Genomic DNA, 13,793 nt, shown 5'->3' with positions numbered 1-13,793 from the left:
ATAGCCCCGGCCGCTAGGTGCCCTTGCCGATCCGCCAGCAGGCTGCGAGGAACAGCCGTCGTTCCGACTCGCCATCGATTTCCGGTGCAAGGCGCTGCGCCATGGCATCCAGATCGCCGCCCTCCTGCGCGGCCCGACGTATCAGGTGCCCGGCCAGTGGTCCGATGCGCCTGGCGAGTTCGACCTCCAGCAGGCGCAAGTGCGCGGCATCGACACCGGCGGCCGGATGGGCGATGTCGGCCGGGCCGGTGCCTCGCAATGGCCGCTGTTCCACTGGCAGGTCGCGCGCGACGGATCTGCCCAGGGCCGTGTCGAGGTAATCGCACAGGCGATCGATGTGCGGCTCGATGGGTGGCGGGAACGCGTCCATCCAGTGCTGTGCGCTGAGGAAATACTCCAGGCTCTTCGATGGCAGTACATCCTCGATCCGGAACGGCAGGATCGGCAACTGCTTGTGCACGGCCCGCTCGACCTCGCGGCGCACCTGGCCCGAGTCGTTGCTGCTGCCGGAGAAAACCAGAACCATGAGGCGCGCACTGGAAATCGCGTCGATGATTTCGGCAGCCCAGTCGGCCGCCGGGGACACGTCGCGCGGCGCGATCCACACGCCGATGCCACGCGCCTCCAGGCGCTGCACGAGAACGAAAGCGGCTTCCCGGTCCGGCTGCGAATAGCTGACGAATATGTGTGTCACGGCTCAGTCGCCAAGCATCCGCAGCGCCTTGTCCAGGCTCTTGCGCATGCGGTTGAAGGAAGCCGACAGCGCCGCCACCTCGCGTCCGCCGCCGCTCGGAAATTCCGCGGCCGAGGTATCGCCGAGGCTGACCTGGTCGGCGATCCGTGCGATCCGGCGCACCGGGCGGATGACCAGCACATAGAGCGAGGCATTGACGACCAGCAGTACGCAAACAAGCATCGCGGCGATGGCGGTCAGCACGTTACGGCGCACGCGTCCGGCGCTCGACTCTGCGTCGGCGAACGGCACCGAGACGATTTGCGCACCGACGATCTCGTTGGCCTGCCAGCCGAAGCCGTTGTCGCTGCCATAGCGCGCGAGCATCGTTGCCGGTGCCGCCGAAGGCAGGCCGTGACAGCCCAGGCATCCGGTCTCGACGTGAATCGGGCGCGCCATGTAGAGGACTCTGCCGATCGGGGTGTCGCGTGTTCCACTCACTTGCCGGGCGGCGGAGTCGTTGCGGAAGCGCTGCACGATGTCCGCCTCCCAGTCGGTCGCGCGGTCGCGTGGATTGGTCGGGTTGAGCGTCGCTTCCTTGTAGGAGTAGTCGGGATGCTTCTTGTGCAAGGTGAGGAAGTTCTGCGTCGCGGCATAGAACGGCACGCTCTGCGGGCGAAACGCGGTGACCATCTTCTCGTCGAGCAGCGGCCCGATCTCGGTTTCCGTGTAGGAGCGGATGGCCGCGGCGCTGTCCAGCATCAAACCGGCTTGGGCAAGCACCTCGCGCGTGGCGTTTTCCTGCAACGTCGAGGTCACGACGATGGAGATCGCGAACATGCCGAGCGCGAAGGCGACAAGCAATATCAGGTTGATCCGCAGCAGCACACCAGACTCCGATGGCGGGAGCGCGGGTCCCCGGGCCTCGATCCGACCGTGTTCACTGTCGCTGGAACCACGCTGGCGCCCGCAGGGCGCCATCCGCCGCGATTATGCCCCCAACGCGCCGGCAAGACTGCACTTTTCATGTCGCCATCACTGGCGCAGCTCACTGCGCCCGGTCGCGTGCTGCAGCGCATTTGACGGGCGCGCTGCCTCCGGTTACATCTGGCCGTTCGCAATATCTTGCGATTCACCCACAACCAGGGGTTTCACCGCATGGGCAACACCGCACGTCCCGACGCCATCGGCGCACTACCCGACTACCCGCAACTGCTCGGCCATCCGCGTCCGTTGTGGATGCTGTTCATGTCGGAGTTCTGGGAGCGCTTCGCGTTCTACGGCATGCGCTGGGCGCTCACGCTGTACATCGTGGCGCAGTTCTACAACGGCGACGTCGCCGGCCAGGCGGATGCCAGCCGCACCTACGGTGCGTACCTGGCGCTGGTCTACGCCACCGCGGTGTTCGGCGGCTACGTGGCCGACAAGATCCTCGGCTACCAGCGCTCGATCCTGCTCGGCGCGGTGGTGATGGCGGCCGGCCTGTTCATGATCATGGTGCCGATCCACGAGGTATTCATGCTCGGGCTGGCCACGATCATCGTCGGCAACGGCCTGTTCAAGCCGAACATCTCCTCGATGGTGGGCCAGCTCTACACGCAGGGCGACTCGCGCCGCGACCGCGGCTTCACCCTGTTCTACATGGGCATCAACGCCGGCGCGCTGATCGCGCCGGTGCTGACCAGCATCCTCGCCAACAAGGTGTTCGGCACGCCCGGCCACCACAGCTACAACGTGGTGTTCGCCGCCTCCGGCGTGGGCATGCTGATCAGCCTGGTGTGGTTCTGGTTCGGTCGCCGTCAGCTCGGCCCGGTCGGTCGTCCGGCCCCGGAGCAGTCCAGCCGCATGCGCGTGGTGTACGTGGCGCTCGGCGTGCTGGTGGCGATCCCGCTGGTCTACCTGCTGATGGACAAGGCCGGCGCGGTGGCGATCCAGTGGCTGCTGACCGTGCTGTTCGTCGGCGTGGGCGTGATGCTGGTGGTCGAGGCGATCCGCACCGGCCGCGTGCAGATCCAGCGGGTGATCGCGATGCTGATCATCTTCGCCTTCAACGTGCTGTTCTGGATGTTCTTCGAGCAGGCCGGCAGCTCGTTCAACTTCCTGGCGCAGCACATCGTCGACCGCAACCTGGGCGGCTGGGAGTTCCCGATCGGCTGGTTCCAGTCGGTCAACCCGGTGGCCATCGTGCTGCTCGCGCCGCTGGTCACCCTGGTGTGGGCGTGGCTGGACAAGCGCCGCATCGAGCCGTCGATCCCGCGCAAGTTCGGCCTGGGCCTGATCGGCAACGCGCTCGGCTTCGCCGTGCTGATGTACGCGCTGTCCCACCTGGTCGGCGGCGACGGGCTGATCCCGCTATGGACGCTGGTGCTGTGCTACGTGCTGCAGACCGCCGGCGAGCTGTGCCTGTCCCCGATCGGCCTGTCGATGGTGACCAAGCTGGCCCCGGTGCGCCTGGTCGGCCTCGGCATGGGCGGCTGGTTCCTGTCCACCGCCATCGGCAACAACCTGTCCGGCCTGTTCGCCGGTCACGTCAGCGGCGAGAGCGGCATGACGGTGGACTCGGCGCTGTCCGGCTACACCATGGGCTTCTGGATTCTGCTCGGCGGCGGTGTGCTGTTGTTCGTACTTGCGCCGTTGATCAACAAGCTGATGCACGGGGTGAGGTGAGCGACGTGACCCGTTTGCAGCCGCTTTGAGCGCGATGCAGCGCGGGTTGAATCGCGCAACTCCCGGCGCCTGCAAGGGAAGCTAGCGTGTCGAGGGAGTTTGCGTAGGGTTGCCCGGATCAGTGTCCACGTAGCGCAACAGAACGCTCATGAAGAATTACTGGACGGCTATGTAGCGCAATAGAACATCGATGAAAATTCAGTGGCCGCCCTTGTGGCGCAATAGAACGTTCATGAAAAATAGATGGGCATCCATCTGGCTAGATAGAACGTCCATGAAGAATCACTGGGCGTCCACGTCGCGAAATAGAACGTTCATGAAGAAACTCTGGCCGTCCATGTGGCGCAATAGAACGTTCATGAAGAGCCACTGGCCGTCCAAGTGGCTTGATAGAACGGCCATGAAAAATTACACGTCGTCCATGTAGCGCGCATGGACGCGAAATTCGACCCGAAGACGCCGGCGGGTACGCGAGGCGTGGATCCGCCGGCATGTCCGTCAGGCCGCTACTGAAGCTGGCGCGGTACGATTGCCCCGTGGTCCAGGAAAGCGCACGCGAAGATCGTCATAGGCATCCTGTGCCCCAGCTTGCCCGGTTTTGGCCGCTTCGCGGACGCCTTTGTAATAGTCCAGGTCAGCCAGCCAAACCTCACTGGACACCAGTTGCAGGGTATCGTCGGCGCAACTGGACAGCGTTTGAAGTTCCATCGTGAAGCGAAGTAGCTGCGAGCGAAGCGCCCGAACCTTTTGTACCTCAGCGACATCGACGAAGCCTGGTGCAAACTCAGGGCGATTGTTCATGTAAGTCGCGCACTTCTCATCAAAACCCACGGACTTCGGCCCCATCTTCGCCAGTTCGCGCCGCTCCTGTCCGGACAGAGTTACCAAGAATGGCAATACGCCGCGGATGCTGGTCAGTGCTGTCTGGATAGTGGTCACGTCTTCATCTGATAGGACTGCATCGACGCGATTGTCATAAGCCATGAAACTCTCCTTGTCTTAAAAAAAAAGCCGCCCCAATGGCGGCATGGAAATCGTATCAGTGGTCTACTGCAGGCTTGGGGCGTGACATCGTGTAGGAAAAGGATTAACGCTTCAGACCACATGGCGGATCAGGCATCCCCTACTTGTTGCCAAGGTGATATCCGCTTTAGCAAATATGGGTTGGACGCGATCCTAGGGCCGCTCTGTGAGTCAGGAACAACAAACCGACTAGACGCCAGGCGTTTGCCGACATCGGGAAGTCAGGCGGAACCGACGAAGCAGGGCGACCACATCATCTGTATTGCGGTGCACATGGCCGTCTACGTAATCGAGTAAGAAGATAACGGGAACTAGATTGCCCGGGTTCCCCTACTTGCGTCGCACAACATCCTCTCCAGCTGCCTCGCGTAGCCCCCGATCTCTTTCGCGCGATTGAGTTCACTTGCCTTAGGGATGTAAAGCCCCGTCTTGAATGGAGTATCGGGTATCGCGCACTGGCTGCGCTTGCGAACTGCCTTTCGACAGTTGGCGTTGATCACAGCACGCGAACGATCGTAGTCGACCTCGGTGTCAGTGATAAAATCGCTAATCAAAATTGGGGTTTCGGGTTTAGTCACGCCGCCCGCGGCATCGGTTCGATATGGTTCGAACCACCCCTTAATCATCCCTTTCGCCAGAATGGTGTATGCGATCTCTGGTTTTGTCGCGAGATCTGCGTTGTGAAGGAGGTCTATGCCCAGCATCTTGCCAATCTTATCGTACCTATAGTAACCGGTGAGCTGCACCCAGCCTCGACCCTTGTATATCGTGCCTCCAATAGGTTTCATGTAGTCACTATCCGCGTTGGCGTGCCCTTGAATTTCGTGACCTGGCGTAAAGTCAATCACCGCTGTTTCACCTACCGCAGTGGCGAGCAAGTAGGCAGCGGTGCCAACGTTCGGCACTTCTGCATCGTTCAAGACCTTATCAAGCAGCCAGCTAAAATTCTTCCATCGCGCCGAACAGTTTTTACTATGCGCGCAGAAATTTTTCACGAAGTCTTGCTTTACACGGTCAACGGGCACCGTGTTGAGGTGATCGATTCGACAGGCCGGTTCCTCTGCGAGAGCAATCCCGGATACCGCCAGCGACATCCACACCCCGACGACACAAAGGTTCACGTTCATCGTAGGCACTCCTTGATCAAAAACGGTATTAGGAGGCGCGAGACCAATTACCTCGCTATTCTTGCTAAGGAATATTTTTGGACTGCGTGCTGCCGCGCTGCGCATCGATAATTCTTTTGTCTGACTCTTGGACCTTTGCTGCCGCCGAGGAGATGGCATCGAGCACGGCCTTGTCTGCCTTGGAGGAAGCTACACGACAGTTGTTAGCCATGATGTTCGCGTCCGCTACGCGAGAAGAACTGTCGTGGTCCTTCTGAAAGGTTGCCGTGCCGGCCGTCATGGCATCGGCGATAGCGGCACGCTCCTGTACGGTGATCGCGTAAGAGAACTGCTCATCAAACTGGGATTGAATGCCGTTCGCTGCGCCGGAAACGCCCGACCAAGCAGCCGTTCCGGACCCTTTTGCCAAAGGTGCCGCAACTGCTCCGGCTAAAGCCCCTACTAGGGCGATGCCGAAGTGAAATCGCTTGGAATTAAACCCGCGCTTTTCGTATAGGTTTTGGGTTGAAGTGCAGGTCTTAAGCGCAAGATCGAGCGCTGCAAGGGCATCTGCGTCATCACATTTCGGATTTTGGCAACTGTACGGCGCGATTTTCGACGTCTGACCGCCCCCTTGGTCCCCTGGTCGTTGGCCCCTCCTTACGCCGTTGCTGCAAGCACTCAATGTTGCAGCCAAGATGCAGCTTAAGACCAATACTGCGTGTCTCATGAGGCCCCCGAGGAGCTCAAGGATACAGTGGAGAAAAAGGGCTTGGACTTTAGCTCCTCGTGTCTCAAGCTTCTGTGAAATTTTCGCGCGTCCAACCGCCCGCTTAGGTTTCGGTTCAACGCTGACGGTTTATTCGTACTGCGTTCCTTTAGCTTCAACTTTCGAAGGCGGCTGCCGCCAATGATCAGGTCGGCTGGCGGAACCATGCGTCAACAATCCGAGCGCGTGAGACGGGTCGCCGTTATCCTGACCACCAACTTCGGAGGCGGCGGGCAGTCCCATGTGTTATTCGGCGCAAATCTGGGATGACTTTACAAAATACGCGCGCTTCGGCGGCAAGCTCAATATCAAAGAGTTTGCCAAATTAGTCGGCTGGACCAAGCAAAAGGGCTCGTGGATCAAGGTCGTCCCGAAGGCCATGCGGAGCGCCATCACCGATGCCGCCAGCGGCACATTGGACGTCGAAACTATAAGTGCGGCACGAGCTGCCGATACGGAGGCGATCGCCTTGATCGCGTCGGAGATTGGGGTTCAGGAGGCACGCTTGGTCGAGGCCAACGCCAAGCTTGCGTCGCCCAAGCCAACCAAGAAAGCCGAGTACGATCGCAGAGTGGCAACCAACAAGATCGAGGCCGGAAAGAAGAAGCTTGAGGACATGGCGTCGCCCTCGCCGGCGGACGGTGTCGACCGCATTTGGCCTGGCCATTTCGCGCCGGTGCTTATTTGCGATCCGGAAAGCGGCGAGCGCATGATTGTCCCGATGCGCTATCGCTGCCGCCTGCCGGGTTGGACGGAAGCGGATGAGATCGAGAAGCCGGGTACGTACAACGCGCGTCGAGACAAGCTATCGACGGTCTGGCGCAACGTGTTCGGCTACGGCCACGGCGTCATGGTTGTGGATCGCTTTTATGAGAGTGTGCATCTGCACGACCTGCAACAGCGGGCACTGGTGCCCGGGGAGCGCGAGCAGAATATTGAAGTGATGTTCACGCCTTCGACCCGCCAAGAGCTCTTCGTCGCCTGTTTGTGGACATATGTCGAGGCGGCTGGTGACAATCCTGGGTTCTACACGTTCGCAGCCATAACAGATGAGCCACCGCCGGAGGTGGCCGCTGTGGGGCACGACCGCTGCATCGTTCCGCTTCGACAGGAGAACATTGACGCCTGGTTAAATCCGGACGCGATGAACTTGTCGGCGCAGATAGGCATCCTCGACGACCGCGAGCGGCCGTATTACGAACACCAAGTGGCGGCTTAGGCGATGGCCCGCAAGGTTCATCGCGCGAAGTCCTTCTCTTACGATCTGCTGGCCGACTGGCGACCTCACGCTGCGCCGCCGGACGCGTCTCGCAATGTGCACGGCTGGATCTACCACGGCACTGTGACACTTGAAGGCACCACCGGCGCGCTGGCGCATCGCCAAGGTTGGTACGGCATCGCGATCGGGAGCTTCGATGTCCGCGAGCTTGGGATGTGGGAACGCATCCGGATAGGCGACGACATCCGATCCCGGAGTGTCCCAGGTTGGGACACGACGCCGACGTATCCCGACGCGCATCCGACGCCAGCAACGGGACGCTAGATAGGCCATACCCTACACGCGCCGACGCTCGCCGCCGATGCATGCCAAGCCTCCGTCCGTGCAATCTGTAAGTGCCCCGTTAGTCAGGAACAAACCGACCGGACGTCCGGCGTTGCCGACATCACAAGGTCAGGCGGAACCGACGAATCGGGGCATTCCTCATGGTGGGGCTTTCGTGCCCCGATAGCCTCAACCCTTCGCGCCTGAGTGTCAGGCGCCGTTTTTGAGAAGCGCCGACCATGCTCGAAGTCCAGCCAGCACCCGACGGTTTCATGGTGTATGACACCGACGCCGGCGAGGCCGTGATGAAGTTTGCCAGTCGGGCCCAGGCGGATGAGATGATCGCCATGCTCCAAATTGCGGACGTGCATGCCGAGCTGCAAAGATGGGCACCGGATGCGATGCCGCAGGCATACTGACCGTTCCAATCGGGGCAATCGTCGCTCAGTTGTTCAGCCGGATGACGGCTGGTAAATCGTTCAAGGCGGACTGCTTCGCACCGTCGGCTTCCGACCCAAATCTGACGCTGATTGTCATCGTCTTTTTTTTGAACCGCCCGCGTTAACGGGGCAGGCCCCCTAGCAGCTGTTGAGAATGCAGTCTCCGCCAAAATATCTAGCAACCGCGTCGTTCTATACCCGCACACTAGCCTGCGTAACTCATACACCCTCGAAAGTGCCGGGTAACTCTGGCATCGCGCACCGAGCCCGACTTCGATTTTTGACCGCAAGCGTAAGACCAGTCGCGAAAATTCGCCGCTTGAACGGTTAGAAAATGGGCCGCATACTCGGTGCAACACCTCGTTTCTGGGGGCTACCAAGCGTTAACACTCACAGGGGAAGGTTCGGTGGACGGTCGCGATCTCGTATGGGACCACTTCAAGTTCAATGCCGAGCAGCGTTTGCGCGGGTTCAACTTCTTTGTCCTCCTCTCAATTTTTGCCGACGGCGGCGTCTTCACCGCCTTGGAAAAAGGGCTCAACCCCAAACTACTGCTGCTTCTTGGCGTCTTTATCGTCGTACTTGCCTTCGTTTTCTGGCTCGTAGATGCGCGTAGCCGCCAACTACTCAATCTCACAATTCCTGCGCTCAAGGAAATTGAGTCATCGTTTCCCGAGACGCACCGGCTCTTCGCGCTCGACGCAACTTTGCAAGGCAAGTATGTTCGCTACACGTTTGCGATCCGCGTGCTGCTCGTAGCCCAGCTTCTCTTCGGGCTTGGCATTGCGTTGTATGGGGCTTGCCGGTGGTGAGCGCTAACCATTCATCTGAGGCTGACGGCTGCACCGTCGCTCAACTCCAACGTTAGTCCTGACTGGTCACATCATGAATCCCCAGCTGTTTTTTTCCGACTATTTCGAGATTCAGCCTGGTGTGCTCCAAAAGTTTGGGACGTTGAACATCTGCGTGGAAGCAGATCTACCCCTCTTCATTGACCCATTCCTACTGTTTGCTTCGAGTAAGCCGGAATACAAATCGCTTCACAAAAGAATTGTTGGGCACCTGCTTGAGCTAAAAGGAGTGGCTCTTTCAACAAGCTCACCAAACGAAGAGCTATTCAAATTCCCCGAGGTCAAACAAAACTGGCTGGGCGTCTGCAAGTGGGGCAACAACGGTCGAGGATTAGGGCCAAAGTTTGCCAAGAGCCTAATAAGAGCCTTTCGAGGCTTCTATCGCAACTTTGGCGAGGAAGATATTCTCGAATCGTCCCACATCGAAAAACTAACACTTGTAGGGTCAGGGATCGGGCGTGACTTCATTAGCGATTTCACGGCTAACTTGGCCCTTGAATATTTGCTTGAGTATACGGAGCGCTTCGCCAAGAAGTATTTAAAGCCTTATCAAAGAGCACGGTTCAGTGTCAGGTGCTCATATGACGCAGAGCTGAAAGTATGGCAGCCGCGAAGCTTCGAACTCCCATACTTCTACCGGGATGGCTATAGCGGTGACTTCATCGTTCTGACGCCACTGGATATCCTGAGCAAAGACGAGGCTTTCATCTCACACTCCAGCTTTGTGAGTCAATTCAGATCCGTCACAAATTCCCTTGACAACACGACTCTTAGGAACTCGATAAACGAGTTCTTCGCATCAAAGTTGCCAGCAAATCCGAAGCGCGACGAAGTTGAGTACGCGATCGATAAGACAGTCGAAAGGTTCCCTGAAATCCTAGACTACTACATTCATCACCAAGAGAAGAACAAAGATCGCGCATCGGCCATCTCCGCCGAGAAGGTAGAAAAGTTTAAATCGGAGATTATTGAAACCATCGGACAGCTGGTTCGAGCCCTCTTCAAGGAGAGTGAGTTCTATAGAACGCCTACGACTAGTTACGGTGAGGCCCTGGCTAGAGCCAAATTCCTTAAGGACGTTATAGAAAACAATGATGGCTATCGGGTTTTCTACAAAGACGGTAAACCAATAGCTCAAGAAGAGTCTGTCCAGCGCATATTTCGTCTTACCTGGTTTTCATCTCCATACGACGTAAATGCGGAAGTGAACAATGGCCGAGGCCCGGCCGATTATAAAATTTCGTTTGGAGAGAGAGACTCAACAATCGTCGAGTTCAAGCTCGGCGGCTCATCATCCCTTGAGCGAAATCTCAAAAATCAAGCCGCCATCTATAAGAAGGCGTCCAAAGCAATCACCGATATCGCGGTGATCCTCTGCTATACAAGGCCTGAAATTGCACGTGTTGGTAGGGTTTTGAGGAAGCTAAAGATTGAGGACGCCGAGAACATCATCGTAATTGATGCGTCCCCAAAAGTCTCCGCGTCAAAGGCGTGAGGGCTAACGTTCATTAGCCGAAGCCGCTTCGGGCTCGGAATAATTCAGGTGTTATCCAGCAGAGGTGATTTTTGCGCAACGCAACCGATGAAGCAATCGATCAAGACGAGCATCTGTGGCGATACTTCAAGACGGAGCGATTCGTCGACCTTATGCAGACAGCTGAGCTCTACTTTGCTGCTGCCCGTCAGTTTCCAGACCGATTCGAGGGCGCAACCGCCATACTACCGCCGGGGGCCTATATCGATCCTCGCTACCCGCTCGACGGTGAACTTGGTGAGCGTGCATTTGAGGAGCTTCGGCGGCTAACAAAGATAAGTTGTTGGCATCGTTCGTCATACGAAAGCGATGCAATGTGGCAACTTTACGCTGGTGCTTGGAAGGGAGTTGCGATTCGCACAACTCCGGGGCGTCTGTCAGAAGCGGCAGCAACTTTCCGTTTGGAGCCACAACATAAGGGCGAAGATTTGTGGGGCGGCAACGTAACGTATGTTGATCTGCTTAAAGAGAGGCTTCGAGTCAACTCACTAGCGAGGTTTTGGCACAAGCACATGGCATTCTCCTGGGAGCGCGAGTTCCGTCTCGGCATATCGCTTAGCTTCGCTGAAGAGTTCGGCGTGTCTGTCCCAGAGCAAGGAATCAGGGTTCCTTTCAGTCTTGACGTGCTCGTGGATCGCATATTTCTTGGGCCCTCTCTTGATCCGCCGTCGATTGAGGTCATAAGGCGGGCTGCGGAGCAGGCTGGCCTAGGCGAGCGAATTCGCGTTTCAAGCATGCTTGGTGTCCCGAGGTACACGTGATGCTGGCTAACAATTGGTTCGAGGCGGACGGCGCCGCCGCCGCTCAACTCCAGCGTTGAACGTTAGTTCCTGGCCGATAGCGGACGGCTCCGGGTGTCAGTAGGTTAATTACTCCGCCTCAAACGCCCCACGCAACCATTCACGGCGAACAGCCTCCGCCGGCCCGTCATAACTCACCACATCAAAACGACAAGCGCCTCGCGCGTGTTGCGGATGCGCGGCCAGCCAGTGTTGCGCAGCGAGGATCAGCTTGCCCTGTTTGCTGGTGGTGACGGAGGTGGCGGCGTCGCCGTGGCTGGCGCTTTTGCGGTAGCGCACCTCGATGAAGACGACGGTGTCGCCGTCGCGCATCACCAGGTCCAGTTCGCCGTGGCGGGTGGTGTAGTTGCGCGCGAGCAGTGTGAGGCCGGCGCGTTCGAGTTCGATGCAGGCGCGCTGCTCGAACTCGTTGCCGGCGGCGCGCATCAGCCTGTGATGGGCTGGGTGATCGGCTCGAAGCCGCCGCTCGACGACGACGGGCTGGCCGGTGCCGGCATACTGGCGGGCGGTGCGGTGGAGGGCATGTCGTCCATCTGCAGGCTGCCGCCCAGGGGGCGGGCCAGGCCGTTCTGGAATTGCGCCCAGATCAGCACGCGGCGCACGCGGCCGAACTGGTCGGCGGCGAGCTGGCCGCTGGCGCCGGGCATGTAGCTGCCCGGGTGGGCGCGCAGCCAGTCGAGGTAGGGCACCAGGTTCCATGCGTCCATGCCGAACGCGAACAGTCGCGCGCCGCCGCCGCGGGCGGCGGGCAGCTGGGCGGCGATGTCGTCGTGGTTGGGCAGGCCGGGCTGGGCGTCGAACAGCCACGGCGCGTCGCAGAACTCCAGGCCGTTGAGGTCGCTGTTGGCGGCGACGTCGTCGCTGCCTTCATAGGCATGCGAGGTGGCGAATACCGGCAGGTTGACGCGCGCGATGCGCAGTTGCGGCAGCAGCAGCCGCGCCTGCGGCGCACGCATGCTGATGAAGATGCCGCTGCCGTCGCTGGCGACGGGGCTGGCGGTGGCGCCGGAAGGACTGGTGCTGGCGTCGGCCGGGCTGGTGTCGGACGGCGTGGCGGTGATCGTCGCGGCGACGGGCGCGTGCAGTGCGGCGATCGCGTCGGCGTAATTGCTCGCGCCGGTCGGCAGGGTGACCATGCCGGCAAGCTCGCCGCCGCGAGCGGCCAGTTCGGCCTTGAACGCTTTCGCCGCGCGCTGCGCGAAGTCGTCGTCCGAGATCACCACGTAGGCCTTGCGTGCGCCGCGTTCGATCATGTGATCGGCGGCCTGGGCGCCTTCGGTCTCCGGCAGCAGGCCGAACTCGCTGGCGTCGCCGGCGGGCAGTTGCCGGTCGTCGGGGTGGTTCAGCGCCAGCACCGGCACCGGCAGTTGCGCCAGGCCGAAGACGGCGGAGACTTCCGTGCGCGTCAACGGGCCGACCACCAGTTTGGCGCCATCGCTGACCGCCTGCTGGTAGGCCTGCACGGCGCCGTCGGGCGTGCCGTGGCTGTCGTACACGCGTACCGACGGACGCGGCGCGTGGTTGCGTCCGGCGTCGATGTAGGCGGCGAAGAAGCCTTCGCGGATCGAGGTGCTGGCGGCCGCGTAATTGCCGTCGCCGGGCAGCAGCAGCGCGACCTGCGCGGGTACCTTGTAGCCCTCGCGCACGTTGGCGTCGGCGCCGGGCAACAGGGTGCCGACGGCTTGCTGCAGCTCCGGTGGCGGCTGCGCCACGGTGACGCCAAGTTGGCTCAATGCCTCGTTGACCCACGGCAGCATGCGGTCGCCCGGTTTCATCGCGGCGGCGCGATTGCGCAAGGGAGCGACGCCGAGCTTGGTCAGCAGATCGAGGATCTGCTGGCGGTTCTGGGCGTGGTCGAAGCCGCTCAGTTGATCGTCCATCTGCACGCGGGTGCGGGCGGCGCCCCACGTGTCGCCGCTGGCCAGCATCGCGCGCGCGCGCAGTTCCAGCAGGCGCAGCTGCAACGCGGCGGGCACCGTGACGTTCGGTTGCGTGGTGAGTCGCAGCGCGGTCGCGTTGTCGTGCTGGGCGAGCGCCATCTCCGCGCGCAGCAGGTCGAAGCGCAGCGGCTCGTCGCCGCTCAGGCGTTCGCGCTTGATGTCGGCGAGGGTCGGCGCGGCGCGTTCGATCTGGCCTTCCTGGCGCCATGCTTCCGCCGCCGCCAGCCGATAGGAATCGGCGTGGCCGCGGTACTGCCCGGCCAGGTCGAGGTAAGCCTGTGCGGCCTGGTCGAACTGGCCTTGGCGGGCGAGCGTCTGCGCGCTCTGGACGGCGGCGAGCTCGGCCGGCGAGCGCTGCACGTTCATCGGCGCGCATGCGGCCAGCACCAAGGACAACAGCAGTGCGGTCGCGGCGGTGCGCGAAAGGCGCATGAGGCGCATGGGAGA

14 protein-coding genes are annotated in these 13,793 nt (G+C 60.5%); 7 read left to right on the top strand and 7 right to left on the bottom strand.

Going from position 1 to position 13,793, the window contains the following annotated elements; genetic code table 11:
- Positions 1–13: 13 nt before the first annotated feature.
- Both CIW53_RS15065 and CIW53_RS15060 read right to left on the bottom strand, forming a co-directional pair.
- A complete protein-coding gene (locus tag CIW53_RS15065; protein ID WP_149365542.1) occupies positions 14–694 on the bottom strand; it encodes a toll/interleukin-1 receptor domain-containing protein in 681 nt (226 codons plus the stop codon).
- A 3-nt stretch (positions 695–697) separates the two neighbouring features.
- Positions 698–1,561 carry a DUF3365 domain-containing protein gene (locus CIW53_RS15060; RefSeq protein ID WP_197736666.1) on the bottom strand — a complete coding sequence of 288 codons (864 nt, stop codon included), beginning with the start codon at positions 1,559–1,561 and terminating at the stop codon, positions 698–700.
- Between the two features lie 270 nt (positions 1,562–1,831).
- Here CIW53_RS15060 and CIW53_RS15055 point away from each other — a divergent pair, with 270 nt between their 5' ends.
- Positions 1,832–3,340 carry a peptide MFS transporter gene (locus CIW53_RS15055; protein ID WP_149365540.1) on the top strand — a complete coding sequence of 503 codons (1,509 nt, stop codon included), beginning with the start codon at positions 1,832–1,834 and terminating at the stop codon, positions 3,338–3,340.
- Positions 3,341–3,838: 498 nt separating this feature from the next.
- Here CIW53_RS15055 and CIW53_RS15050 read toward each other — a convergent pair whose 3' ends face one another.
- From CIW53_RS15050 to CIW53_RS15040, 3 genes are all read right to left on the bottom strand, one after another.
- Positions 3,839–4,324 carry a hypothetical protein gene (locus CIW53_RS15050; protein WP_149365539.1) on the bottom strand — a complete coding sequence of 162 codons (486 nt, stop codon included), beginning with the start codon at positions 4,322–4,324 and terminating at the stop codon, positions 3,839–3,841.
- Between the two features lie 350 nt (positions 4,325–4,674).
- A complete protein-coding gene (locus CIW53_RS15045) occupies positions 4,675–5,490 on the bottom strand; it encodes a hypothetical protein (protein WP_172969690.1) in 816 nt (271 codons plus the stop codon).
- 64 nt (positions 5,491–5,554) lie between these two features.
- Positions 5,555–6,166, bottom strand: coding sequence for a hypothetical protein (locus CIW53_RS15040; protein ID WP_149365537.1), 612 nt, complete (start codon positions 6,164–6,166; stop codon positions 5,555–5,557).
- Positions 6,167–6,479: 313 nt separating this feature from the next.
- On the opposite strand from CIW53_RS15040, the gene CIW53_RS15035 reads away from it, so the two are divergent.
- From CIW53_RS15035 to CIW53_RS15010, 6 genes are all read left to right on the top strand, one after another.
- The gene (locus CIW53_RS15035; protein ID WP_149365536.1) at positions 6,480–7,457 is read left to right on the top strand and encodes an SOS response-associated peptidase family protein; all 978 of its coding nucleotides are present in this window, start codon (positions 6,480–6,482) and stop codon (positions 7,455–7,457) included.
- A gap of 3 nt (positions 7,458–7,460) precedes the next feature.
- Positions 7,461–7,781: a hypothetical protein gene (locus CIW53_RS15030; protein ID WP_149365535.1), complete on the top strand. Its 321-nt coding sequence runs from the start codon at positions 7,461–7,463 to the stop codon at positions 7,779–7,781.
- A 239-nt stretch (positions 7,782–8,020) separates the two neighbouring features.
- Complete coding sequence (locus tag CIW53_RS15025) at positions 8,021–8,200, top strand: hypothetical protein (RefSeq protein WP_149365534.1); 180 nt, start codon at positions 8,021–8,023, stop codon at positions 8,198–8,200.
- A 428-nt stretch (positions 8,201–8,628) separates the two neighbouring features.
- Positions 8,629–9,033: a hypothetical protein gene (locus tag CIW53_RS15020; protein WP_149365533.1), complete on the top strand. Its 405-nt coding sequence runs from the start codon at positions 8,629–8,631 to the stop codon at positions 9,031–9,033.
- A 73-nt stretch (positions 9,034–9,106) separates the two neighbouring features.
- Positions 9,107–10,567: a hypothetical protein gene (locus CIW53_RS15015; protein WP_149365532.1), complete on the top strand. Its 1,461-nt coding sequence runs from the start codon at positions 9,107–9,109 to the stop codon at positions 10,565–10,567.
- Positions 10,568–10,638: 71 nt separating this feature from the next.
- The gene (locus CIW53_RS15010; RefSeq protein ID WP_149365531.1) at positions 10,639–11,367 is read left to right on the top strand and encodes a DUF2971 domain-containing protein; all 729 of its coding nucleotides are present in this window, start codon (positions 10,639–10,641) and stop codon (positions 11,365–11,367) included.
- Between the two features lie 108 nt (positions 11,368–11,475).
- Here CIW53_RS15010 and CIW53_RS15005 read toward each other — a convergent pair whose 3' ends face one another.
- The gene (locus CIW53_RS15005) at positions 11,476–11,832 is read right to left on the bottom strand and encodes a YraN family protein (RefSeq protein WP_149365530.1); all 357 of its coding nucleotides are present in this window, start codon (positions 11,830–11,832) and stop codon (positions 11,476–11,478) included.
- On the bottom strand, positions 11,832–13,787 hold the full coding sequence (locus CIW53_RS15000) for a penicillin-binding protein activator (protein ID WP_149365529.1): 1,956 nt from the start codon (positions 13,785–13,787) through the stop codon (positions 11,832–11,834). Before CIW53_RS15000 ends, CIW53_RS15005 begins: the two co-directional genes overlap by 1 nt.
- Positions 13,788–13,793: the final 6 nt, after the last annotated feature.

It is taken from the genome of Rhodanobacter sp. T12-5 (assembly GCF_008329435.1).
Taxonomy (GTDB): domain Bacteria; phylum Pseudomonadota; class Gammaproteobacteria; order Xanthomonadales; family Rhodanobacteraceae; genus Rhodanobacter.
Note: the sequence above shows the minus strand (reverse complement) of the source record. Positions and strands in the feature narration are given on the sequence as shown.

What these genes read in the sequence shown, in the direction of transcription:
- CIW53_RS15055 (WP_149365540.1), top strand. Translation starts at nt 1,832, where the DNA reads ATGGGCAACACCGCACGTCCCGACGCCATCGGCGCACTACCCGACTAC.
- CIW53_RS15050 (WP_149365539.1), bottom strand. Translation starts at nt 4,324, where the DNA reads ATGGCTTATGACAATCGCGTCGATGCAGTCCTATCAGATGAAGACGTG.
- CIW53_RS15045 (WP_172969690.1), bottom strand. Translation starts at nt 5,490, where the DNA reads ATGAACGTGAACCTTTGTGTCGTCGGGGTGTGGATGTCGCTGGCGGTA.
- CIW53_RS15035 (WP_149365536.1), top strand. Translation starts at nt 6,480, where the DNA reads ATGTGTTATTCGGCGCAAATCTGGGATGACTTTACAAAATACGCGCGC.
- CIW53_RS15030 (WP_149365535.1), top strand. Translation starts at nt 7,461, where the DNA reads ATGGCCCGCAAGGTTCATCGCGCGAAGTCCTTCTCTTACGATCTGCTG.
- CIW53_RS15025 (WP_149365534.1), top strand. Translation starts at nt 8,021, where the DNA reads ATGCTCGAAGTCCAGCCAGCACCCGACGGTTTCATGGTGTATGACACC.
- CIW53_RS15015 (WP_149365532.1), top strand. Translation starts at nt 9,107, where the DNA reads ATGAATCCCCAGCTGTTTTTTTCCGACTATTTCGAGATTCAGCCTGGT.
- CIW53_RS15005 (WP_149365530.1), bottom strand. Translation starts at nt 11,832, where the DNA reads ATGCGCGCCGCCGGCAACGAGTTCGAGCAGCGCGCCTGCATCGAACTC.
- CIW53_RS15000 (WP_149365529.1), bottom strand. Translation starts at nt 13,787, where the DNA reads ATGCGCCTCATGCGCCTTTCGCGCACCGCCGCGACCGCACTGCTGTTG.